The organism is Niveispirillum sp. BGYR6 (assembly GCF_027568365.1).
In the GTDB taxonomy this organism is placed as follows: Bacteria; Pseudomonadota; Alphaproteobacteria; order Azospirillales; family Azospirillaceae; genus Niveispirillum.
On the sequence record NZ_JANLNL010000003.1, the window covers coordinates 399,978 to 421,937 of the forward strand.

Annotated in this window: 20 protein-coding genes and 1 riboswitch; of the genes, 11 read left to right on the forward strand and 9 right to left on the reverse strand. The window is 64.6% G+C overall.

Going from position 1 to position 21,960, the window contains the following annotated elements; translation table 11 throughout:
• Nucleotides 1–122 precede the first annotated feature (122 nt).
• Entirely contained in the window at nt 123–2,369 is a 2,247-nt protein-coding gene (locus PCJ49_RS10065) for a molybdopterin cofactor-binding domain-containing protein (protein WP_269910805.1), read from the reverse strand.
• A gap of 4 nt (nt 2,370–2,373) precedes the next feature.
• The gene (locus PCJ49_RS10070) at nt 2,374–2,832 is read right to left on the reverse strand and encodes a (2Fe-2S)-binding protein (RefSeq protein WP_269910806.1); all 459 of its coding nucleotides are present in this window, start codon (nt 2,830–2,832) and stop codon (nt 2,374–2,376) included.
• Nucleotides 2,833–3,070: 238 nt separating this feature from the next.
• On the opposite strand from PCJ49_RS10070, the gene PCJ49_RS10075 reads away from it, so the two are divergent.
• Both PCJ49_RS10075 and PCJ49_RS10080 read left to right on the forward strand, forming a co-directional pair.
• Nucleotides 3,071–4,606: a YifB family Mg chelatase-like AAA ATPase gene (locus PCJ49_RS10075; protein ID WP_269910807.1), complete on the forward strand. Its 1,536-nt coding sequence runs from the start codon at nt 3,071–3,073 to the stop codon at nt 4,604–4,606.
• Between the two features lie 87 nt (nt 4,607–4,693).
• Complete coding sequence (locus PCJ49_RS10080) at nt 4,694–5,629, forward strand: DMT family transporter (RefSeq protein ID WP_269910808.1); 936 nt, start codon at nt 4,694–4,696, stop codon at nt 5,627–5,629.
• Between the two features lie 7 nt (nt 5,630–5,636).
• Here PCJ49_RS10080 and PCJ49_RS10085 read toward each other — a convergent pair whose 3' ends face one another.
• Nucleotides 5,637–6,062, reverse strand: coding sequence for a GAF domain-containing protein (locus PCJ49_RS10085; protein ID WP_269910886.1), 426 nt, complete (start codon nt 6,060–6,062; stop codon nt 5,637–5,639).
• Between the two features lie 166 nt (nt 6,063–6,228).
• On the opposite strand from PCJ49_RS10085, the gene PCJ49_RS10090 reads away from it, so the two are divergent.
• A complete protein-coding gene (locus PCJ49_RS10090) occupies nt 6,229–6,519 on the forward strand; it encodes a LysR family transcriptional regulator (protein WP_269910809.1) in 291 nt (96 codons plus the stop codon).
• Here PCJ49_RS10090 and PCJ49_RS10095 read toward each other — a convergent pair.
• Nucleotides 6,509–6,736: a hypothetical protein gene (locus PCJ49_RS10095; RefSeq protein WP_269910810.1), complete on the reverse strand. Its 228-nt coding sequence runs from the start codon at nt 6,734–6,736 to the stop codon at nt 6,509–6,511. The two genes, PCJ49_RS10090 and PCJ49_RS10095, sit on opposite strands and share 11 nt — an antisense overlap.
• A gap of 28 nt (nt 6,737–6,764) precedes the next feature.
• Nucleotides 6,765–10,550, reverse strand: a complete 3,786-nt coding sequence (locus PCJ49_RS10100) for a vitamin B12-dependent ribonucleotide reductase (RefSeq protein WP_269910811.1) — start codon at nt 10,548–10,550, stop codon at nt 6,765–6,767.
• 474 nt (nt 10,551–11,024) lie between these two features.
• Between PCJ49_RS10100 and PCJ49_RS10105 the strand changes: the two genes are divergently transcribed.
• The 4 genes from PCJ49_RS10105 (at nt 11,025) to PCJ49_RS10120 (ending at nt 13,827) form a co-directional block, all read left to right on the forward strand.
• Nucleotides 11,025–12,029, forward strand: a complete 1,005-nt coding sequence (locus tag PCJ49_RS10105; RefSeq protein ID WP_160105744.1) for a lysylphosphatidylglycerol synthase domain-containing protein — start codon at nt 11,025–11,027, stop codon at nt 12,027–12,029.
• Nucleotides 12,030–12,195: 166 nt separating this feature from the next.
• Complete coding sequence (locus PCJ49_RS10110; protein ID WP_089287848.1) at nt 12,196–12,585, forward strand: NADH:ubiquinone oxidoreductase subunit NDUFA12; 390 nt, start codon at nt 12,196–12,198, stop codon at nt 12,583–12,585.
• 91 nt (nt 12,586–12,676) lie between these two features.
• Complete coding sequence (gene mlaD, locus PCJ49_RS10115; protein WP_269910812.1) at nt 12,677–13,222, forward strand: outer membrane lipid asymmetry maintenance protein MlaD; 546 nt, start codon at nt 12,677–12,679, stop codon at nt 13,220–13,222.
• 77 nt (nt 13,223–13,299) lie between these two features.
• Nucleotides 13,300–13,827, forward strand: a complete 528-nt coding sequence (locus tag PCJ49_RS10120) for a DUF2155 domain-containing protein (RefSeq protein WP_269910813.1) — start codon at nt 13,300–13,302, stop codon at nt 13,825–13,827.
• Here PCJ49_RS10120 and aat read toward each other — a convergent pair.
• A complete protein-coding gene (gene aat, locus PCJ49_RS10125) occupies nt 13,761–14,414 on the reverse strand; it encodes a leucyl/phenylalanyl-tRNA--protein transferase (RefSeq protein ID WP_269910814.1) in 654 nt (217 codons plus the stop codon). The genes PCJ49_RS10120 and aat overlap by 67 nt on opposite strands.
• Nucleotides 14,415–14,675: 261 nt before the next feature.
• Between aat and PCJ49_RS10130 the strand changes: the two genes are divergently transcribed.
• On the forward strand, nt 14,676–16,769 hold the full coding sequence (locus tag PCJ49_RS10130; RefSeq protein WP_269910815.1) for a methyl-accepting chemotaxis protein: 2,094 nt from the start codon (nt 14,676–14,678) through the stop codon (nt 16,767–16,769).
• 50 nt (nt 16,770–16,819) lie between these two features.
• Here the strand turns inward: PCJ49_RS10130 and PCJ49_RS10135 are convergent, their stop codons facing one another.
• From PCJ49_RS10135 to PCJ49_RS10145, 3 genes are all read right to left on the reverse strand, one after another.
• Entirely contained in the window at nt 16,820–17,764 is a 945-nt protein-coding gene (locus tag PCJ49_RS10135) for an ABC transporter substrate-binding protein (protein WP_269910816.1), read from the reverse strand.
• A gap of 5 nt (nt 17,765–17,769) precedes the next feature.
• On the reverse strand, nt 17,770–18,528 hold the full coding sequence (locus PCJ49_RS10140) for an ABC transporter permease (RefSeq protein WP_269910817.1): 759 nt from the start codon (nt 18,526–18,528) through the stop codon (nt 17,770–17,772).
• Entirely contained in the window at nt 18,525–19,295 is a 771-nt protein-coding gene (locus PCJ49_RS10145) for an ABC transporter ATP-binding protein (protein ID WP_269910818.1), read from the reverse strand. The genes PCJ49_RS10140 and PCJ49_RS10145 overlap by 4 nt, the downstream gene beginning before the upstream one ends.
• A riboswitch (TPP riboswitch) is annotated at nt 19,291–19,396 on the reverse strand. Its footprint overlaps the gene before it by 5 nt.
• Nucleotides 19,397–19,513: 117 nt before the next feature.
• Here PCJ49_RS10145 and PCJ49_RS10150 point away from each other — a divergent pair.
• From PCJ49_RS10150 to PCJ49_RS10160, 3 genes are all read left to right on the forward strand, one after another.
• Nucleotides 19,514–20,695, forward strand: coding sequence for an acetoin utilization protein AcuC (locus PCJ49_RS10150; RefSeq protein ID WP_269910819.1), 1,182 nt, complete (start codon nt 19,514–19,516; stop codon nt 20,693–20,695).
• Nucleotides 20,696–20,731: 36 nt separating this feature from the next.
• Nucleotides 20,732–21,235 (forward strand): DUF192 domain-containing protein, encoded by a 504-nt coding sequence (locus PCJ49_RS10155; protein ID WP_089287841.1) that lies wholly within the window; start codon nt 20,732–20,734, stop codon nt 21,233–21,235.
• A gap of 95 nt (nt 21,236–21,330) precedes the next feature.
• Nucleotides 21,331–21,864, forward strand: coding sequence for a hypothetical protein (locus tag PCJ49_RS10160; RefSeq protein WP_269910820.1), 534 nt, complete (start codon nt 21,331–21,333; stop codon nt 21,862–21,864).
• The last annotated feature ends 96 nt before the right edge of the window (nt 21,865–21,960 follow it).

Consider the following 21,960-nt stretch of genomic DNA (forward strand, 5'->3'; position numbering starts at 1 on the left):
CAGCATTACCACTTTCGCGCTGGACCAATCTCCCTGGATCGTGACCGATCCAGGGAGATTTTTTGTTCCCTCAGGCGCCGACCTCCAACCCGCCTAAAAGTCCACCTTTAGGCGGGTTGGTATTAGACGATACCCGCCTTGCTGAAGGGCAGATCATAGAGGCGCTTGCCGCCGGCCGCTGCAATGGCGTTGGCAACGGCGGGGGCGGCACCGGGCACGCCCGGTTCCCCCACGCCGGTCGGGCGTTCGGCGCTATCGACGATATGCACGTCCACCGCCGGCATGTCGGCATAGCGCAGCGGCTCAAACGTGTCGAAATTGGCCTGATCGACAACACCATCGGTCATGGTGATGGCATCGCGCAGGGCATGGCCGATGCCCCAGCCGGTGCCGCCTTCGATCTGCGCCTTGATGACATTGGGATTGACGGCGATGCCGCAATCCACCGCCACCACCACGCGATCCACCTTCACCTTGCCATCAGCATTGATGGTCACCTCCGCCACATGGGCGACATAGGTGCTGAAGCTTTCATGCACCGCCACGCCCCGGCCCCGCTTGGTCCCGGCTGGACCGGCGGCCAGCGGCTTGCCCCAGCCGGCCTTATCGGCCGCCAGTTTCAGCACGCCCCGCAGGCGCGGATGTTCTTCCAGCAAGGCCATGCGATAGGCCACGGCATCCTTGCCGGCAGCGGCGGCCAGCTCGTCAATGAAGGCTTCCTTGGCATAGGCCGTGTGGGTATGGCCCACTGACCGCCACCAGAGCGTCGTCACCGGTGACTTGGCGATATGCATATCGACGGCCAGGTTGGGCACCTTATAGGCCAGATCGGCCACGCCCTCTGTGGCGGAATTGTCCACCCCGTTCTTGATCGCCACAGCCTCAAAGCCGGTGCCGGCCATGAAGGATTGGGTGACGATGCGCTGTTCCCAGCCGACAATATTGCCCTTGGCATCCAGCCCGGCCCGCAGCTTATGCAGCACCAGCGGGCGGTAACGGCCGCCCTTGATGTCGTCTTCCCGCGTCCAGACCAGATGCACGGGGGCCTTCTTGCCCTTCGCCGCCAGCGCCTTGGCGATGATCACCGTTTCGGCCATGTAATCAGCGGTCGGGGTGGCGCGGCGGCCGAAGCTGCCGCCGGCCCAGACCGTGTTGATCTTGATCTTGTCCGGGGTGGTGCCCAGGATGCCGGCGGCAACCCGCTGTTCCACACCCTGGAACTGGGAACCGGCCCAGAATTCCGCCCCGCCATCCTCGGTCAGTTCCACCACGGCGTTCAGCGGTTCCATCGGCGCATGGGCCAGATAGGGGAAGCTGTATTCCGCCTCGATCACCTTGGCGGCACCCTTGATGGCGGCGGTCGTGTCACCCTTGGCCGTTGCCACGGCACCGGGCTTTTTGGCCAGTTCGCGGTAATCGGCCAGAATCTGGTCGGTGCCGCGCTTTTCCGCCTGGCTGTCATCCCAGGTGATGTTCAGCGCTTCGCGGCCCTTGATGGCGGTCCAGGTATTCTTGGCCACCACGGCCACGCCGATGGGCAGGCTCAGCACCTCCAGCACGCCGGGAATGGCGCGGGCTGCCTTGTCATCCACGCTCTTTACCGTGGCGCCAAAGCGCGGGGCGCGGGCCAGCACCGCCGTCACCTGACCGGGGCGGCGGATATCCATGGCGAAGATCGCCGTGCCATTGGTCTTGGAGATGTGATCCAGACGGTGCAGCGCCTCATTCCCGATCAGGGTATATTGGGCCTTGTCCTTCAGCTTAACACTGGCCGGCACTGGCAGCTTGGCCGCGGCCGTGGCAAACGGGCCGAACGGCCCGCTCTTGCCGGATTTCTGATGGCTGATGACGCCCTTGGCGACGGTGATTTCGCCGGCTGGCACCTTCCATTCAGCCGCTGCCGCCTCCACCAGCATGGCGCGTGCGGCGGCCCCGGCCATGCGCAGCTCATCCCAGCTATTGAAGACGGCGGTGGAACCGCCGGTGCCCTGCATTCCAAAGGCATGGTTGGCGTAGAGCTTGCTGTCGGCGGGGGCGAATTCCCCACGCATCTGCGCCCAGTCGGCGTCCAGCTCCTCCGCCACGATGGTGGTCAGGCCGGTCATGATGCCCTGGCCCTTGTCCAGGTGCTTCACCAGCACGGTAACGCTGCTATCCGGCGCCACGCGGACAAACACGTTCGGGCGCGGGTCGGGCGGGCCCATCAGGGCCGGGGTGGGGCGGGCGGCCATGGCGCCCAGCGGCACCACGGCACCAATCACCAGCGCCCCACCGGCCCCGGCGGCACCCTTCAGGAAGGAACGGCGGGAGGGGGCGGCCTCCACCACATCGGCGGCGGCGGCGCGCAGGATTTGCGGCAGATTTCTCATGGCGTCATGTCCTCGCCAGTGTGGCGGCCTGCTTCACGGCCGCCTTGATCCGCACATAGGTGGCGCAGCGGCAGACATTGCCATCCATTGCCGCCTCAATATCCGCATCCGTTGGGTTCGGGTTCTCGGCGATCAGCGCCGTGGCAGCCATGATCTGGCCGGACTGGCAGTAACCGCACTGCACCACATCCAGATCGGCCCAGGCCTTCTGCACCGCCTGGGCCGCCTTGCCCTGGATGCCTTCGATGGTGGTGATCTTGGCATCTGCAGCGGCAGAGGCCGGCAATTGGCAGGACCGGGTGGGCACGCCATCGACATGCACGGTACAGGCCCCGCACAGGGCCTGACCGCAGCCGAACTTGGTGCCGGTCATGTTCAGTTCGTCACGCAGCACCCAGAGCAGGGGCATGTCTTCCGGCACGTCCACGTCACGGACCTGCCCATTGATGTTGAGCCGGATCATCTCTTCAGTCCTAATCGAAAGGCGTTCGGGGGTCGGCATTCCCCGCGGCCGACCCTGACGGGTGGTGCGGTTGGATGCCGGGGCCTTTTTCAGATGCCATCATGAAGGGGTGAAACCATTCCCGTCTTGCAGAAAATGACCCTTTTGATCGAAGGCGCCTATCAAGGCATTGAAGAGAATTCACCTGAATATCCCGGCTGTTGTGCTACCTATAAAGGGTAACAGCCGGGGGTGGGGCGTGGCGGCGCGTGTAGGAACGGTGGCCTTTCAAGGCATTGAGGTGCTGGATATCGATGTGCAGGTGCAGATGACGGGTGGGCCGCTGGCCTTCACCGTGGTCGGCCTGCCCGACAAGGCGGTGGGGGAAAGCCGGGAACGGGTGCGCGGCGCCCTGCACGCCCTTGGCATCGCCCTGCCGCCGCAGCGGCTGACCGTCAATCTGGCCCCCGCCGATGTGCTGAAGGAGGGGTCTCATTTCGATCTGCCCATCGCACTCGCCCTGCTGGTGATGATGGGCGTGCTGCCCGGCGATGCCATGGCGGATTATCAGGCGCTGGGGGAATTGGGGCTGGATGGCTCCATCTCGCCCGTCGCCGGGGTGCTGCCGGCCGCCATCAATGCCTCGGCCAATGGCAAGGGGCTGATCTGTCCGGCCGCCTGCGGGGGTGAGGCGGCCTGGGCCGGCGATGGGCTGGATATTCTGGCCCCCTCCTCGCTACTGGCCCTGATCAACCATTTCAAGGGCACCCAGGTGCTGACCCGGCCGGAGCCGAAGCTGGCCGGGCTGGAGGAGGCGGGCAGCCATAAGGATCTGCGCGATGTGAAAGGCCAGGAAACGGCCAAGCGTGTGCTGGAGGTGGCGGCCAGCGGCGGCCATAACATGCTGATGCTGGGGCCGCCAGGATCGGGCAAATCCATGCTGGCCGCCCGCCTGCCGGGCCTGCTGCCGCCGCTGGATGCGGCGGAGGCGCTGGAAGTCTCCATGATCCATTCCATCGCCGGATCGCTGGAGGGCGGCAAGCTGATCCGCACCCGACCTTTCAGAGAGGTGCATCATTCCGCCACCCTGGCGGCCATGGTGGGCGGGGGCAGCCGGGCACGGCCCGGCGAAATCAGCCTGTCGCATCAGGGCGTGCTGTTCCTGGATGAATTACCGGAATTTGCCCGTGGCGCGCTGGAGGCACTACGTCAGCCGCTGGAAACCGGGCGCGCCACCGTCAGCCGGGCCAACCATCATGTGACATATCCCGCCCGCTTCCAACTGGTGGCGGCGATGAATCCCTGCCGTTGTGGCCATCTGGATGATCCCTCGCTCGCCTGCGGGCGGGCACCGAAATGCGCGGCGGATTATCAGGCCAAGATCAGCGGCCCGCTGTTCGACCGTATCGATCTGCATGTCGACGTACCGGCGGTGTCAGCATCCGACCTGTCCCTGCCGCCGCCGCGGGAGGGCACGGCGGAGGTGGCGGCCCGCGTGGCCCAGGCGCGCGATATCCAGCGGGAGCGCTATGCCGCCTTGGTGCCGCGCGGCCAACCCGCCATCCGCACCAATGCGGAAGCGGATGGGGAGGTGCTGGAAAAGGTTGCCGCCCCCGAGGCGCAAGGCCGCGCTTTGCTGACGGAGGCGGCGGAACGGCTGAAACTGTCGGCCCGTGGTTATCACCGCGTGCTGCGCGTGGCCCGCACCCTGGCGGATATGGAGGGGGCGGACGGGGTGCGCCGGCTGCATGTGGCCGAAGCCCTGTCTTACCGACGGGTGGCACCGGGGCGGTGATTGCCCCCGGCGGGCGGGGGGTATATAGGGGGGTGTTCGTGGGGCCATGCCCCGGTTTTCGTTCGCCCAATTGGTCCTTGATCTCCCGTGAAACCCGCCCTTTACCAGACCCGGCCCGGCGTTTATGCCCTGGCCACCCTCTGCTGCGCCCTGTGGGGCAGCTCCTATCCGGCCATCAAAAATGGCTATGCGTTGCTGCAGATCACGCCCGCCGATCTGGCCGGGCAGATGCTGTTTGCTGGCTGGCGCTTCACCCTGGCGGGGTTGATCCTGCTGCTGGCCGCATTGGGCCTGCGCAAGCGGCTGTTGCCGGTCAGCCGGCGGCAGGCGGGGCAGGTGGTTTTGCTGGGTCTGGTGCAGACGGCCCTGCAATATGTGTTTTTCTATATCGGTGTCGCCCATGCCAGCGGCATCAAATCATCCATCATGAATGCTACCGGCGTGTTTTTCAGCGTCGTGCTGGCCCATTTCATCTATGCCAGCGACCGGCTGAACGGGGTGCGCGCGCTGGGCTGCCTGATCGGATTTGCCGGCGTGGTGGTGGTCAATCTGGGAAAGGGTGGGGCAGGGGTGTTGGCCTTTGATTTCACCCTGACGGGCGAAGGATTCGTCGCCTTCTCCGCCTTCATCCTGGCCGCGGCGGCCATCTATGGCAAAGGCCTGTCGCGCGGCATGGATGCGATGGTGATGACCGGCTGGCAGCTTTTGATCGGTGGGCTGGTGCTGACCGGAATCGGGATGATCGGTGGTGGTCATCTGGAAGCGATGGGGATGCAGGCGGGTGCCCTGCTGGCCTATCTGGCCTTGCTCTCCGCCGTCGCCTTTTCGGTCTGGAGCCTGCTGCTGAAGCATAATCCGGTGGGGATGGTCGCCCCCTTCAACTTCCTGATCCCGGTTTTTGGCGTTTCGCTTTCCGCTATTTTCCTGGGCGAATCGCTGCTGCGCTGGAGCTATCTCAGCGCCCTGATCCTGGTTTGCGCCGGCATCTGGCTGGTGACGCGGATGCCGGCGCGGCAGGGGTGACGCGACCTTACCAGTCGCACCCATCCGCCAGCAGGCTGGCCAGCGTCTCGATCCCCGCCTGATCGGCCGGATCGAACCGGTTGGGCAGCGGGCTGTCCAGATCGATCACGCCCAGCAGCCGGCCGTCCTTGATCAGCGGCACCACCAGTTCAGAACGTGAGGCGGCATCGCAGGCAATATGGCCGGGGAAGGCATGGACATCGGGCACCAGCACCGACTGCATCTGTTGCCCCGCCGTGCCGCAGACCCCGCGCCCCAGCGGGATGCGCACGCAAGCCGGCTTGCCCTGGAACGGGCCCAGCACCAGTTCCGCCCCTTGCAGCAGATAGAAGCCGGCCCAGTTCAGATCCGGCAGGGTGTTGAACATCAGGGCGGCGATATTGGCGCAATTGGCGATGCGGTCACGCTCCCCCGTCAGGATGCCGGCGGCCATGCTGGCAAGATCGGCATAGAGCGTGGGCTTGTCACTGTCGGCGGCCGGCTTGGTGATGTCGAACATCTGGTCCTCTTTGGCGTTCGGTTCGTGCCGAAAGGCTGGATCGCTGGGGGGATTCGCTATATCCATATGAACATAACGTTCATTGGGGAGCGATCACACCATGCTGGTACGCCATCTCTCCTATTTTGTCGCGCTTGCGCGTGAGCAGCATTTTGCCCGCGCCGCCAATGCCTGCGCCATCAGCCAGCCCACCCTGTCCGCTGCCATTGCGCGGCTGGAATCCGACCTGTCCACCCCCCTGGTCCGCCGCGGCCGCCGGTTCGAGGGGTTGACGCCGGAGGGCGAGCGCCTGCTGGAATGGGCGCGCGGCGTGGTGGCGGATTATGAAAGGCTGTGCGGTGATCTGGCGGGGATGCGCGGGCGGGTGCGAGAGGAAGAACTCACGGTGTGAGCATACGACCCTGACCGAAAACATCGCTCAAACACTGGATCAACGCGGCCTCAACGGGCTGAATGCCCGCCTTGTGCACGTGCCGCCAGTTGCGTTCGTAAAGCGCAAAAACCTCCGAAGCTGGAATCGGGCGCTTGGCGTCCCGATTCCAGACCAGAAACGACAGTTCCGGGTAATCCGCCGGAACAATCATCCAATCGGCGGCAGCTCCATCCATGAGAACAATATAAGCCCGCCGCCCCGGTTTAGCTACACCCCGTCGTGCCGCCGCAGGTGTCGCATTTCAGGCAGGTGCCGTTGCGCACCATGGTCATATTGCCGCATTCGGGGCAGGGGTCGCCCTCATAGCCGCGCGCACGGGCTTCCTTGATCCGTTCGAACCGCGCGTCGCTCCGGCCCACCGTACCACTGCGCAGGCTGGTGCCGGACAGGGCGTCGCTGTGAACCGACCCGTTGCTATAGCCTGTCGGCGCATCGGTGCCGGTGGCGGCATAGGCGGTGGTGGCGTTCTGGAAGCCGGCGACGATGCGCCCCTGCTGGCCGCCCGGCACGACGCGCAGGTTGGAGCGGACATAGCCGGTGGACGCGATGCGGGCCACGGCGGCCAGTGTTTCCTGCGTCATCCGCGCCGCATTGTCCGGCAGTTCCGGCGCGCGGTTGGCGGCCTCCGGCAAGCCCGCCAGATCGGCCTGGGCATCGCCCCGGCCCATCGTGTCGGGCAACAGATCCTCCGGCGTGGCATGGGCCAGATCGTTGCGACCCAGATAGGAGATGGCCAGTTCCCGGAACACATAATCCAGAATGGAGGTGGACATCTTGATGGCGTCGTTGCCCGTCACCATGCCCGACGGTTCGAACCGGGTGAAGGTGAAGGCCTCGACATATTCTTCCAGCGGCACGCCATATTGCAGGCCCAGCGAGATGGCGATGGCGAAGTTGTTCATCATCGACCGGAAGGCAGCGCCTTCCTTATGCATGTCGATGAAAATCTCGCCCAGCCGCCCATCTTCATATTCGCCGGTGCGCAGATACACCTTGTGCCCGCCGACCATGGCCTTCTGGGTATAGCCCTTGCGCCGCTGCGGCAGCTTTTCCCGGTCATGGGCGCGGACGACCTTTTCCACTACCCGCTCAACAACCCGTTCGACGACCTTTTCCGCTACCAGCGGCACGCGGGCGGCGGCGGGCGCCTCCACGATCTTTTCCACCAGCGTCTGCTCGTCGCTGTCGAAGCTCTCCTCATCCTCCTCCAGCACCTGGGCATTCAGCGGCTGGGAGAGTTTGGAACCGTCGCGGTAGAGCGCATTGGCCTTCACGCCCAAGCGCCAGGACAGCATATAGGCTTCCTTGCAAGCCTCCACCGGGGCCTGGTTGGGCATGTTAATGGTTTTGGAGATGGCGCCGGAAATGAAGGGCTGGGCGGCGGCCATCATGCGGATATGGGCCTCTGCCGACAGGTACCGCTTGCCGATCTTGCCGCAGGGGCTGGCACAGTCGAACACCGGCAGATGTTCTTCGCGCAGTCCCGGCGCCCCTTCCAGGGTCATGGCACCGCAGACATAGACATTGGCGGCTTCAATCTCCTTCCGGCTGAAGCCCAGATGGGCCAGCAGGTCGAAGCTTAAGGCATCCAGATCCTGTTCCGATACGCCCAGCACGTCGCGGCAGAAATCGACGCCCAGCGTCCATTTATTGAAGACGAACTTGATATCGAAGGCCGATTCCAGGGCACCCTCAACCTTGGCGATCTCCGCGTCGGTAAAGCCCTTGGCGCGCAGCCGGGCATGGGTGACGCCCGGCGCGCCGACCAGCGTGCCATTGCCCACGGCATAGCGTTCAATGCGGGTGATCTGTTCGTCGCTATAGCCCAGGCGGGACAGCGCCTCCGGCACCACGCGGTTGATGATCTTGAAATAGCCGCCGCCGGCCAGCTTCTTGAACTTCACCAGGGCGAAGTCCGGTTCGATGCCGGTGGTATCGCAATCCATCACCAGCCCGATGGTGCCGGTGGGGGCAATCACCGTGGCCTGGGCATTGCGGTAGCCGTGTTCTTCACCCAGCGCCAAAGCCCGGTCCCAGGCGGCGCGCGCCGCCTCCACCAGATCGGCATCGGGGCACTCGGCGGCCTTCAGCGGCACCGGCGCCACTGACAGCCCCTCATAGCCCGTGGCGGCGCCATGGGCGGCACGGCGATGGTTGCGGATGACGCGCAGCATAGGGTCGCGGTTGGGGGCAAAGCCGGGGAAGGGGCCCAGTTCGCCCGCCATCTCTGCCGAGGTGGCATAGGACACACCGGTCATCAGCGCCGTAATGGCCCCGGTCAGTGAGCGCCCGGCCTCGCTGTCATAGGGCAGGCCGGCGGCCATCAGCAGGCCACCAATATTGGCAAAGCCCAGACCCAGCGTGCGGTATTCGTAAGACAGCCGGGCGATCTCGCGCGAGGGGAACTGCGCCATCAGGACGGAGATTTCCAGCACCAACGTCCACAGCCGGCAGGCATGGCTGAAGCTTTCGATATCGAAACGACCGTCGGGCCGGCGGAATTCCATCAGGTTCAGGGACGCCAGGTTACAGGCCGTATCGTCCAGGAACATATATTCCGAGCATGGGTTGGACGCATTGATGCGCCCCGCCGCCGGGCAGGTGTGCCAATCATTGATGGTGGTGTCGAACTGCACACCCGGATCGGCCGATTGCCAGGCGGCCAGCCCGATCTTGTCCCACAGGTCGCGGGCACGCAGGGTCTTGGCCACCTTGCCATCGGTGCGGCGGATCAGGTTCCAGGGACCGTCATTTTCCACCGCGTTCAGGAAGGCATCGGGCACGCGTACGGAATTGTTGGAATTCTGGCCGGAGACGGTGAGATAGGCCTCCGAATCCCAATCCGTATCGAAGCTCTTCATATCGAAGCTGGTGAAACCCTGGCCCGCCATCTGGATGGCGCGCTGGATGTAGTTTTCCGGCACCAGATCGCGCCTTGCGGCGATGATCGCCCGCTTCAGGGCGCGGTTCTGCGTCGGGTCCAACCGTTCCGCATCCGGTCCGATCCCCTCATTGCAGGTGGCCATGATCATGTTCAGATGACGCGACACCTGCTTGGACCCGGTGACGAGGCTGGCGACCTTCTGCTCTTCCACCACCTTCCAATCGATATAGGCTTCGATATCCGGGTGATCGAGATCGACCGTCACCATCTTGGCGGCACGGCGGGTGGTGCCGCCGGATTTGATGGCGCCCGCCGCGCGGTCGCCGATCTTCAGGAAGCTCATCAGGCCCGACGATTTGCCACCGCCCGCGAGCTTTTCATTCTCACCGCGCAGGCGGGAGAAATTCGTTCCGCTGCCGGAACCATATTTGAACAGTCGGGCCTCACGGACCCAGAGGTCCATGATCCCGCCCTCATTCACCAGATCGTCGGCGACGGACTGGATGAAGCAGGCATGGGGCTGGGGATGTTCATAGGCGCTGTTGGACGCCACCAGCTCCCCACTTTTCGGGTCGACATAGAAATGGCCCTGGCTGGGACCGTCAATGCCATAGGCCCAGTGCAGGCCGGTATTGAACCATTGCGGGCTGTTGGGCGCCGCCATCTGGCGGGCCAGCATGTAGCGCATTTCGTCATAGAAGGCGGCGGCGTCCGATTCGCCATCGAAATAGCCGCCCTTCCAACCCCAATAGGCCCAGGTGCCGGCCAGCCGGTCGAAGACCTGCCGGGCCGAGGTCTCGCCCCCGCGCCGTTCGGAGTCGGGCAGGGTGGCCAGCACCTTGTCGTCGGCCACATGGCGCCACAGGAAGGGCGGAACATCATGCTCCTCCACCGCCCTCAGGGCGGCGGGCACACCGGCGCGGCGGAAATATTTCTGGGCCAGGATATCGCAGGCCACCTGGCTCCATTCCGCCGGCACCTCCACATCCTTGGCCTGGAAGACGATGGAGCCATCGGGATTGCGGATCTCGCTGCTGGCCGTTCGGAAGGGAATGTCCGCGTAAGCGTCCTGACCTTCGATGGTGAAACGGCGCTCGATCCGCATGGTACTGGCCTCTCCCTGGTACGGCGGCGGGTGGCGCCACAAAGGCGCACAAAACCCATTCCCGCCCCAGGCAAGTGGGGCAGGTGCCTACAGATAAGATATGGTGACGAAGCGGAGGCTAGGCCACAGGGCCCCCCACATCAACCAGATTTTGTGACGGATTAACGTCTTCATACTGCTTATTGTGGTTGACGGGGTTATTCGCCGGGATGGGTGGAGAGGGGCCTAAAGCGGCAGGATTCCGGGATTCCCCGGTTCATGCCTGGAGTCGGAGTCGCTGGGCTTGCCAGCTTGTTTGCACATTCCGCTGCCACCTTTTGGCGCATTGGTCTAGTCAATCCGGACAGGGGGTTTCCATTCGGCCGGATCAGTGGCAGGGTGCCGCCGCCGATGGGGATGCCTCCGATCGGTTCCCGGCCGCGTTAGTGACGCCAAGAGTGAATGTCAGAGCTTCCCGATTCCCTCCGAGAGCCCATGCCTGAACAAGATGCCGCCGCCCAACGGCGAAAAAAATGGCTGGGCATTGCCACAGCCCTTTTCATGGCGGTGCTTCTGGCGGTCGCCATCCGGCACGTGCTGTCGGAAGTGAAGTTCGAGGATGTCTGGGCCTATCTGCAAGCGCTGCCTTATACCCGCCTGTTGCAGGCGGTGGGGATCACGGCGCTCGGTTATTGGGTGCTGACACTCTATGACGTCTCCGCCCTGATCTATCTGAAGAAGAAGGTGCCCTATCGCACCACGGCCTTCGCGGCGGCGTGTGGTTACGCTTTCTCCAATAATATCGGCTGGGCGGTGCTCAGCGGTGCGGGGGTGCGGTTGCGCACCTATGGTGCCGCCGGCCTGACGCCGGCCGATGTCGCCCGCGTCGTTGTCTTCTCCACCACCACCTTTACCCTGGGCATCAGCTTCACCGGGGCGGTGGGGGTGCTGGTGGGGCCGCATCCGGTCGCCACCATGTTGAAAGTGCCGGAACTGTTGGTGCAGGGTCTGGCGGTGCTGACCCTGCTGGTGCTGGCCTCGCTCTGTATTATCACCGGGGTGACGCGCAAGCCGATCAAGCTCTGGCGCTGGTCGATCCAACTGCCGTCGCCTTTGGGGGTGATCTCGCAGATCGGCATTGGTTCGCTGGAAATTGTGCTGGCGGCCGGGGTTCTCTGGTCGCTGCTGCCGCTGGACCATGGCATCGGCTTCACCGCCTATCTGGGCATTTATTGCGCGGCCCTGGTGGTGGCGATTTTCAGCCATGTGCCGGGCGGCATCGGGGTGTTTGAGAGCATCATCATCCTGGGCCTGTCGGATGACATTCCCGCCGGGCAGCTGCTGGGGGCGATGCTGGCCTATCGCTTCGTCTATTACATTCTGCCGCTGCTGCTGGCCGGCATCGCCATCGCCATCTGGGAAATCCGCCACCATACCGGCCGCATCGGCCGGGCGGCAGACCGGCTGCGTGGCCATGGGGAGCCGCCACCGGCCCCCTGATACAGTCTGTTGCGCGATTTGGGCAGACCGGCAACGCCCTGGGCAGCCGGTTCAGCCTGCGCGCGGGGGTGGATTTTGCTGTGCGGCAATGCCATAGTCCCCCGCACTGCCGTATCCCGCGCCGTTGCCGCGGGGGTTTGTCCCTTCAGTCCCGAAACGGACCATCATGAGCAAACGCATCTCCCTGGTCACCTGGATGGCCAACATCCAGATCAATTTCTTCACCGCCCGTGCGGGCCGTCTGGTCGGTACCGACAAATACGGCAACAAGTATTACGAGGAGAAGAAAGCCCGCACCGGCCTGAAGGCCCGTCGCTGGGTGATCTATAATGGTGAGCCGGAGGCAACCAATGTGCCGCCGGAATGGCATGGCTGGCTGCATTATGTGATGGCGGACCCCCTGCCGGAGCAGAGCGTTTTCCACAAGCCGTGGATCAAGGAACACCAGCCGAACCCCACCGGGACGTTGCAGGCCTATCGTCCGCCCGGCCACCTGTTCGAAGGGGGCAAGCGCGACAAGGCGACCGGCGATTATGAGGCATGGACTCCGAACTGATCGGCACCATTTAGGGTTCATCATCGTCATGGCGGCGTTGATCCAGCGCCGCCATGTCCGTTTCGGGGTTTAGTCGGGAGTGGTTCTGTCCATGCGCAGGAATGTGATTGAGACCGTGCTGGGCGCGGTGGTGCTGGTGGTGGCCGGCTTCTTCCTGTTCTTCGCCTATACCAGCAGTTCCGTGCGGGCCGTCGGCGGCTATAAGCTGGAAGCACGGTTCAGCAGCACGGGCGGCCTGTCGGCCGGGTCGGATGTGCGCATCAGCGGGGTGAAGGTCGGCACCGTCACCAGCCAGTTCCTGGACAAGCAGACCTTCCAGGCCGTGGTGCAGATGGAAATTGACCGCAATATCCAGCTGCCCCGTGATACCTCTGCCGTCATCGCCAGCGAGAGCTTGCTGGGCGGCCGCTATCTCCAGCTTGATCCCGGCGGGGAAGAGGAGAAGCTGAAGGAAGGCGATCTGATCGAATATACGCAGTCCGCCGTCAATCTGGAGGATCTGCTGGGGCGCTTCATGTTCAATTCCGGCGGTTCCGGTTCCAAAGCCGGTTCCGGTGGCAATGCGGAAACCCCGCCTGCAGCCGCCAATCAGGGTGCGCCGGCGCCGGCCCCCGGTGGCCTGCTGGGCGGTAAGTGAGACTGCCATGAAAGGGCCCGCTTCGGTGGGCCTGATCGGCAGGATGATGTTACGCTGACCGGACAGGTTCGATGCTGGTGAAGAAGATCGTTCGTGCGCTGCTGCTGGGGGCCTGCGTTGGCGCCGCTGCTGTTGCCACTGCACAGGATGCCACGGTGCCGACGGTGCCGGAGCCATCGTCGGCACCAGACGTTCAACAAGATCCCGCTGCCGGGGCCCCGGCCGTGCAGCGCCCGGCCCCCCCGCCCGCCCCGCAACGCAGTTTCGAGGCGATGCCTGTTGTCGTGCTGCAGGGGTTGGACAAGGTGACGGCGCGTACCTCCACCTTCGAGGCCAAGGTGGGCGATATGGTGCAGTTCGGTCAATTGTCGATCCAGGTCAAGGCCTGCCGCAAGGCACCGCCGATCGATCCGCCGGAATCAGCCGCCTTCCTGGATATCGCCGAAATCCCCACCACGGCCGGTGCGGCGCCGGTGCCGGTTTTCGTCGGCTGGATGTTTGCCTCCAGCCCGGCGCTGTCGGCTATGGAGCACCCAGTTTACGATATCTGGGTCAAGGACTGCAAAAAGTCGGAAACCAAGGCCCGTTCATCATCCAAACAGTAAAAATCGGCTTCAATCCGGGTCGCCTGCGATAGTTGCGCCCGGTATCGGTGGCGGGGAATTTCCATCGCTCCGAACTGGGCCAGATGCTCCGTGATGAACTGTGTGTCCAGCAGGCGGAAGCCGCCTGCCGTCAGGCGCGCCACCAGATGCACCAAGGCCACCTTGCTGGCATCGGTGGCGCGGGAGAACATGCTCTCCCCAAAAAAGGCGCCGCCGATGGAGACGCCGTAAAGCCCGCCCACCAGCTGCCCCTCCTGCCAGCATTCGACCGAATGCGCATGGCCGGCGGCATGGAGCTGGCAATAGGCGTCAGTAATCTCCGCATTGATCCAGGTTTCCGGTCGCTGCGGACCACCGCCGGCGCAGCCCGCCATGACCTGCCGAAAGGCTGTATCGACCCGCACATCAAAGGGGAAGTGGCGCACGGTTTTGCGCAGCCGGCGGGGTACATGAAAGCCGTTCAGGGGCAGAATCCCCCGATGCGGCGGGTCAAACCACATCAAATCGGTGGAACGGGCATTCTCCGCCATCGGGAAAACCCCATTGGCATAAGCCCTTAACAATAATTCCGGTGTCAGAATGACCATGATGTCCTGGCAAAACTTCCACCAAGGCGGCGGGGATACAGATTAACAACTCTATGGGCGCTGGTGAATATGCAAACGTGATTTTGCAGCTAAAGCGAGCGTCACCCAAAATTAATAAAACTGACCCACAGACTTTATATCGGCGGCCCATATCACTTCAGGACAGGCCGGTGGGGCGTTGTGGAAACAGTGCCGCTATCGGCCGCTGCGCCTCACGTATGTGTTGGATTTTAAATAAATTCCAGACACCGGGATACTGGCATGACCGATGTTACGCTGACCGCCCCGTTGAATGCCGATTTGGAAACGGGGACCGGGCGTTGGGGCCTGGGTGAATTGTGGCAGAAGCTGCGCGGCAAGGGCGAAGGTGGGGGTGATGGTGGGGAAGGCGGGGTTTTGGCCCAGCTGTCCATCGTCACCCGTATCGGTCTGCTGGTGGGGGCGGCCCTGTTAACCGTGACAATGACGGCGGGCCTGTTCCTGCTGGGCGATGCACGGCGGGGCGATGCCTCTGACCGCATGACAGGTTTGTCCGTGGTGGCCGAAACGGCGGCCGAACTGAACCGCCAGACCACGGCCTTGCAGCTTCATGCCACGCGCTTCCTGCGGGAACGTATCCCCGCCGAGGGGGAAGCCTTCCGCACCAGTCTGGCCAAGGTGAAGGAGGCGGCCGCCCGCATCGCCGCCCACCCTGCCGCGACGGACAAGGCTGACACGGTCAAAGCCATCCAGGCCAAGCTGGTGGTGCTGGCCGACGCCTTCAACAAGGTGGATGATGCCACCCGCGCGGTGGGCTTCACCGACGAGGACGGCTTGCGCGGCCAGATGTTCAAATCGGTGACGGCAACCGAAACCGAATTGAAGAAATGGCCAGCGGCCCAGGCGGCTGAGCTGTTCATCGGCATGGCAGAGATGCGTAATGCCGAGAAATCCTTCCTGCTGACGGGGGAGGACAAGTATCTGGGCCAGCATCGCAAGGCCTTCAACGAATTCTCCTTCTTCATTCCCGAATCCAAGCTGGACCCGGAAACCAAGACGGCCATCGACACGCTGTCGCGTAAATATCGCCAGGATATGGTGGCATTGGCCGACGCGACGACGGCGCAGCGCAATGCGATCAGCGCCTTTGCCCAGGTGGTGGCTGAAACGACGCCGCTGATCGATGAGCTGTTTACCTTCACCACCGCCGGGCTGGAGCAGGCCCGTGCGGCGGAGGCCACCATCCGCCGTCAGACCCAGCGTATGACGCTGCTGATCGGCGGTACCCTGGTGGCCATGTTCTGCGGCCTTTCCCTGCTGCTGGTACGGTCGATCACCGGGCCGCTGGCGCAGATTGAACGGGCCATGGAAACATTGGCCCGGGGTGAACGGCTGTCCTTCATCCCCGGCACTGCCCGCCGTGATGAGATCGGTGACATGGCCCGCGCCATCGATGTCTTCCGCGTCAATGCGGAAGAGATGGACCGGCTGAAGGTAGAAGAGCAGGAACGTGAACGTGCGCATAAGCAGGCCTTCGCCGACCGGCTGGGCGGTCTGGCCCAGGCGTTGGAGCAGGAGGTGACGCGCCGCGTTGAAGTGGTGCTGGCCGAGGCGGCAGGCATTTCCGATCTGGCCGGCAAGATGAATTCCGCCGCCCAGCGCACCGGGGAACAGAGCCAGGGTGTGGCCGGTGCGGCCCAGGATGCCACCAACAATGTGCAGACGGTGGCCGCTGCCACGGAGGAACTGGCCACTTCATCCCGCGAAATCGGCCGGCAAGTGACCGAAGTGGCGGATATGGTGCATGAGGCGGTGGCCCGTGGTGCACAAACCCGCGCCATGATCGCGCAACTGGCCGACGCGGCGCAGAATATCGGCCAGGCGGCCCAACTGATCGGCGATATTTCCGGCCAGACCAACCTGCTGGCGTTGAATGCCACCATCGAGGCGGCACGGGCTGGTGAGGCCGGTCGTGGTTTCGCTGTGGTCGCGGCAGAGGTGAAAAACCTTTCCACCCAGACGGGGCAGGCCACGGAAGAGATCAGTTCCCAGATCACGGCCGTGCAGCGTGCCACTGAACGGGTGATTGGTGATATCCATCAATTGCACGAGGTGATTGCCCGCATTGATGAGATCGCGGGCGCCATCACCGCTGCTGTGACGGAACAGGGCAGCGCCACGGAGAGCATCAGCCACAGCGCCGCCAACGCCGCTGGCGGCACGATTGAAGTGTCTGACCGCATCCAGACTGTGGCGGCCGATGCCAGTGAGACACGGACATTGGCGGATAATCTGGCGAACAAGGCGCGTCAGGTGACCGATGAAATGGAGTCACTGCGCTCCCGTCTGGGGGCCATTCTGGCGCAGGCAGCTTGAGAAGAGGGAAGGGGGGCGGCGGTGATCGCCGCCCCCTGTCGTGAATACGGTTACTTCAATTCCACCGCGTAGCTCGCCACGTCCGGGGTTGTCTTCACCAGCCCGCGCTCCTTCAGGAAATTGGCGAAGCGGGCATAGCGGGCACGGTCCAGGGCGCGGGGGCTGTGGGCAAAGCGCGGCAGGCTGTCACGCCAGGCCCGCTTGTTCAGGTCGGTATCCAGGTCCGGGCGGCCCTTGATGAACAGGGCCCAGGCTTCATCCGGGTGGTTGATCATATAGGCGGTGCCACGCTCCACCGCGTCCAGGAAACGGCCCAGACGCGGATCATTGGCACGGTCGCGGGCGGCGATGAAGATCAATTCATCATAGGCCGGCACCCCTTCCTCTTCGGGGAAGAAGGCGCGGCCGGGCTTGCCCTCGATCGCCATCTGGTTCAGTTCGAAATTGCGAAAGCCGCCGACGATGGCATCCACCTGCCCCGCGAACAAGGCCGGCGACAGGGAGAAATTGACGTTCACCAGCGTCACATCCTTCAGCGACAGCCCGTGCTTTTCCAGCATGGCCCCCAGCAGCGCATCCTCGAACCCGCCGACGGAGAAGCCGACCTTCTTGCCCTTCAGATCCTTCAGGCTTTTCACCGGCCCGTCCTTCAGGGCGATGATGCTGTTCAGCGGCGTCGCCACCAGGGTGCCGATGCGCACCACCGGCAGGCCGGCATCCACCTGCAAATGCAGTTGCGGCTGATAGGAAATGGCGACATCGCCACGACCGGCGGCGACCAGACGCGGTGGATCATTGGGATCGGCCGGCGCGATCATCTCCACCGCCAGACCGGCATCCTTGAAGTAGCCCATTTCCTGGGCGACATAGAGCGGCCCATGGTCCGGATTGACGAACCAGTCCAGCAGCACGGTCATCTTATCCTGCGCCATGGCGGGCAGGGCGGCCAGGGAAAGGGCGGCGGCCATCGCCGCCCCGCGCAACCAGTGTCGCATCGTTCTCATCCTTCAAAACCGTGGGAATCGGGAAGCCAGGGCAGGGCCCGGCGCAGCAGAAGATCAACCAGCAGCCACAGGGCGACAGCCAGCAGGGCCAACAGGAACAGGGCGGCAAAGGTCAGGTCGGTCTGAACCCGCGCGGTGGCGTGCAGCATCAGATAGCCCAGCCCGGAAGACGCCCCTACCCATTCCCCCACCACCGCCCCGATGGGGGCAACAGCGGCGGCCACGCGCAGCCCGGCCCCCAGGGCGGGCAGGGCGGCGGGCCCCCGGATATGGCGCAGCAGCATCCAGGGGCTGGCGCCCATGGTGCGTGCCAGATCCAGCCAGCCGGGATCGGTCCGGCGCAGACCATCGTAAAAGGCGGCGGTGACGGGGAAGAAAATGATCAGCGTCGCCATCGCCACCTTGGACGCCATGCCATAGCCCAGCCACAGCACCAGCAACGGGGCAATGGCGAAGACGGGCACGGCCTGGCTGACCAGCAGCAGCGGCAGCAGCCAGCGCCGTGCCACGGTGGAGGCCATCAACGCCAGGGCCGCCAGCACCCCGCACACCGTCCCCAGCAACAGGCCCAGTACCACCTCCGCCAGGGTCATCAACGCATGATCGGCCAGCAGCGCCCGGTCGGACCAGAGCCGGGCGGCCACCCGATCCGGCCCGGGCAAGATGTAATGTGGCAGTTCCGCCCAGCGGACCAGGAAAGCCCAGGCCAGCAGCAGGCCGGCAAAGGTGATCAGCGCGCGCAAGGCCGCCTTCATGGCCCGACCTCCCGCGCCAGTTCGGCCAGCAGCCGTCCTTGCAAATGCAGCAGTTCCGGCAGGTCGGGCGGGCGCGGCGGGGCATCCGGGGGGGTGATCGGGGCCGACAGGCTGGCCGGCAGCCCCGTCAGCACCAGCACCTGATGGCCCAGGCGCAACGCCTCCATCGGGTCATGCGTCACCATCAGGACGGTGCGACCTGCCAGCAGCCGGGCGGCCAACCCGCCCAGGCGCAGCCTTGTCAGGGCGTCCAGGGCGGAAAAAGGCTCGTCCATCAACACGATTGGCCGATCTTCAAACAGGGTGCGGGCCAGGGCCACCCGCTGGCGCATCCCGCCGGACAGGGCGGCCGGCCGGTCGCTGGCGCGGTCTTCCAGCCCCACCTGTTGCAGCAGATACAAGGCCCGCGCCTGCACGGCGCTGTCAGGCCGGCCCCCGCGCAAGCGGATGCCGATCATCACATTGTCCAGCACGCTGGCCCAGGGCAGCAGCAGATCCTGCTGCCCCATCCAGGCGATGCGACCGGCCAGCGGCTGGCCATCATCGGCGTTGATGCTTGTCCGGCCCTGAGGGGCCGACAGCCCGGCCACCAGCCGCAGTAACGTGGTCTTGCCCACCCCGCTGGGGCCCAGCAGACAACAGAATCGGCCCGCCGGCACGTGCAGTTCCAGCCCGTCGAACAGCAGACGTCCGCCCAGTTCCAGGCTTGCCTGACGGATCTGGATGGCGGGAGAGGGGGGAGAATGCGGATCGGCGCCCGGCGGCATCTTGTCTCACTGTCCCTACGCCGGTCTTGGCCGGATCAGGTTCCAGGGGTCGTTCCGGCACGGAACCTCTCAGCCGCCCATCGGCTCCCCCCAGTGAATGTTGGGTTATTGCATTGCCGTGACAGGGGAACAAGCGACTTGAACGATGGGCTAGGCCTAGGCGGCAGGGTAACGGCCACCATTGTCATCCTGCGGCGGCGCAGCATAGGATTATGCCCATGATGCTGGATGCACCCGTCGCCCCGCCTGCGGCTGTTGATGCCGCGCCCGAACCGCTGCCGAAACCCTCGGCGGCGTTGCGTCCGTTGTTTCTGGGTGGGGAGATTTATCGCCATTCCAGCTATGGCAAGAAACACCCCCTGTCGATCCCCCGGGTGACGGTGGCGATGGATCTGGCCCGCGCCATGGGCTGGCTGGACGAATCCCGCTATCTGGACAGCCCGATGGCGACAGAGGCGCAGCTCGCCCGCTTTCACGAGCGCGATTATATCGCGGCGGTGCAGCAGGCGGAGCGCGACCAGCGGGTCGATCTGGAGACCGCCCAGCGTTACGGGCTGGGCAAGCTGGAAAACCCGGTCTTCCCGGAAATGTATCGCCGTCCCGCCATCGCCGTGGGTGCCGCCATCCAGGCGGCTGAGCTGCTGCGCGATGGCGGTGTCGTCTATAGCCCGGCCAGCGGCACCCACCATGCCCGGCCCGGCCGGGCCAGTGGTTTCTGTTTCTTCAATGCCCCCGTGCTGGGCATCCTGTCCCTGCTGGATCAGGGGCTGGACCGCATCCTTTATATCGATCTGGACGCCCATCATGGTGATGGGGTGCAGGATGCTTTTCATGATGACGAACGGGTGCTGACCGTCTCCATCCATGAAGGCGGGCGCTGGCCCTATACGGGCAAGCTGGAGGATCGGGCCGGCGGCATGGCCCGCAACCTGCCGGTTCCCGCCGGCTTCCATGACAGCGAGCTGCGCTATCTGGTGGAAGAGGCGCTGATCCCGCTGGCGTGCGCCTTCCGTCCGCAGGCCATGGTTATCCAGACCGGGGCGGATGCGCTGGCGGACGATCCGCTGTCCCGTCTCAGCCTCTCCAACCGCGCGCTCTGGCACGCGGTATCGGAACTGTTGGGGTTGGCACCGCGTACCTTGGTGGTGGGCGGCGGCGGCTATAACCCCTGGTCGGTGGGGCGGGCCTGGGCCGGCATCTGGGCGGTGCTGTGCGGGATTGATCCGGCCGGCACGCCGCTGACACCGGAAGCGGTATCGGTGCTGCGGGGCCTGACCTGGGACCGGCGGGAAGGGCGTAATCCGCCCGCCCACTGGTTCGACCGGTTGCACGATGCCCCCCGCGAAGGGCCGGTCCGCGAGGAGATCAGGATGGTCGCAGCCGCGACCCGCGATCTGTGATATCAGGCGGGAAAGCCGCCTTTTTGGAAAGACACCATGATCCAGCGTCTGCTTCTTCGCCTGTTGTCCGCCCTCCTGCTGGCGCTGGCTGTGCCGGTCTTGAGCTTGCCCACCACGGCCCTGGCGGAACAGGGGCCGCAGACCGGCCTGCAGGAAGATACGCTGGTGGTGGAAACAGCGGGCGGCACCCGCCATAAATTCACCGTTGAACTGGCGCTGACCCTGCAACAGCAGGCGCGTGGCCTGATGTACCGCGAGCATATGGATGATGATCGCGGGATGCTGTTCCTTTACGAGGTGGAACAGCCGCTGAGCTTCTGGATGATGAACACGCTGATCCCGCTGGATATCATCTTCATTGATGAGAAAGGCGTGATCATCAATATCCAGCATGGCAAGCCGCGCAATACCACGCCGCTGCCATCCTCCCGCCCGGCCTTGGCGGTGCTGGAGCTGAATGGCGGCCTGTGCGCCCGGCTGGGTATCCGTGCCGGTGACCGGCTGCTGCACCCGGCCTTTGGGGTGAAGCGTCCCAGCTGATTCCGGCCCTTGCCATGCGTGGATAAGGGAAGGATGGCGGGCATCTGACTCGAAAGGGCGGAACTGCGCCCCTTTGCGACGTGGTAGAATCACTTATGGTTCTATACACGCCACCGATCCAGCGCCTGCCGGTCAGTGCGACGCCCCCGACGCGGGAGCGGCGGGTGGCCGGTATATCCAAGGTGGCAGCGCAGGCGACGGGGGAGCGTGACGCCCGACAGGGCCGCAGCCTGCGCCAGCGTCTGATCGACATGGTGATGGATGAGGTGGAGGAATTCCCCGACCTCACCCAGCAACAGCGCGACAGGATTCGTGGCAATCTGGACCGCTTTGCTGATCGGCAGCCCGCACCCGGCGGGCAACAGGAAACATCCCAGCAACCCCCGCCGGACACCCCATCGTCGCCCCCCGTGCCGCAACCGCCGGCCGATCCGCTGGCGGTTACCTTGTCCGCCATCAGCGATGGGGACGAAGCCAGCAACCCCGGCAATGCGGAGGCGGTGAAGCTGGCCCAACAGATGCGCCGGCTGCTGGAACTGCATTCCGAGCAGGCGAAGAAGATCGCCTCCTATATCCATGCCCTGCAGGCCATGGTGCCGGAGACACATCAGCTGACTCTGGAAGCCTGAAGCAAAATGTCCCGGCGACAAGTATCGGATTGGTACGGGCGGCGGCCGGGTCTATAGCCAGGACAGGGCAGCCGCGATCTGGCGGTGCCGCTTGGA

Excerpts from the sequence above, each read along its gene's own strand:
- PCJ49_RS10065 (WP_269910805.1), bottom strand. The coding sequence starts at position 2,369 with ATGAGAAATCTGCCGCAAATCCTGCGCGCCGCCGCCGCCGATGTGGTG.
- PCJ49_RS10070 (WP_269910806.1), bottom strand. The coding sequence starts at position 2,832 with ATGATCCGGCTCAACATCAATGGGCAGGTCCGTGACGTGGACGTGCCG.
- PCJ49_RS10085 (WP_269910886.1), bottom strand. The coding sequence starts at position 6,062 with ATGGCCGCCGGCATCCTGACGGGGGAGCGTGACCGCATCGCCAATTGC.
- PCJ49_RS10090 (WP_269910809.1), top strand. The coding sequence starts at position 6,229 with ATGCTGGTACGCCATCTCTCCTATTTTGTCGCGCTTGCGCGTGAGCAG.
- PCJ49_RS10095 (WP_269910810.1), bottom strand. The coding sequence starts at position 6,736 with ATGGATGGAGCTGCCGCCGATTGGATGATTGTTCCGGCGGATTACCCG.
- PCJ49_RS10100 (WP_269910811.1), bottom strand. The coding sequence starts at position 10,550 with ATGCGGATCGAGCGCCGTTTCACCATCGAAGGTCAGGACGCTTACGCG.
- PCJ49_RS10105 (WP_160105744.1), top strand. The coding sequence starts at position 11,025 with ATGCCTGAACAAGATGCCGCCGCCCAACGGCGAAAAAAATGGCTGGGC.
- PCJ49_RS10110 (WP_089287848.1), top strand. The coding sequence starts at position 12,196 with ATGAGCAAACGCATCTCCCTGGTCACCTGGATGGCCAACATCCAGATC.
- mlaD (WP_269910812.1), top strand. The coding sequence starts at position 12,677 with ATGCGCAGGAATGTGATTGAGACCGTGCTGGGCGCGGTGGTGCTGGTG.
- aat (WP_269910814.1), bottom strand. The coding sequence starts at position 14,414 with ATGGTCATTCTGACACCGGAATTATTGTTAAGGGCTTATGCCAATGGG.
- PCJ49_RS10130 (WP_269910815.1), top strand. The coding sequence starts at position 14,676 with ATGACCGATGTTACGCTGACCGCCCCGTTGAATGCCGATTTGGAAACG.
- PCJ49_RS10135 (WP_269910816.1), bottom strand. The coding sequence starts at position 17,764 with ATGCGACACTGGTTGCGCGGGGCGGCGATGGCCGCCGCCCTTTCCCTG.
- PCJ49_RS10140 (WP_269910817.1), bottom strand. The coding sequence starts at position 18,528 with ATGAAGGCGGCCTTGCGCGCGCTGATCACCTTTGCCGGCCTGCTGCTG.
- PCJ49_RS10145 (WP_269910818.1), bottom strand. The coding sequence starts at position 19,295 with ATGCCGCCGGGCGCCGATCCGCATTCTCCCCCCTCTCCCGCCATCCAG.
- PCJ49_RS10150 (WP_269910819.1), top strand. The coding sequence starts at position 19,514 with ATGATGCTGGATGCACCCGTCGCCCCGCCTGCGGCTGTTGATGCCGCG.
- PCJ49_RS10155 (WP_089287841.1), top strand. The coding sequence starts at position 20,732 with ATGATCCAGCGTCTGCTTCTTCGCCTGTTGTCCGCCCTCCTGCTGGCG.
- PCJ49_RS10160 (WP_269910820.1), top strand. The coding sequence starts at position 21,331 with ATGGTTCTATACACGCCACCGATCCAGCGCCTGCCGGTCAGTGCGACG.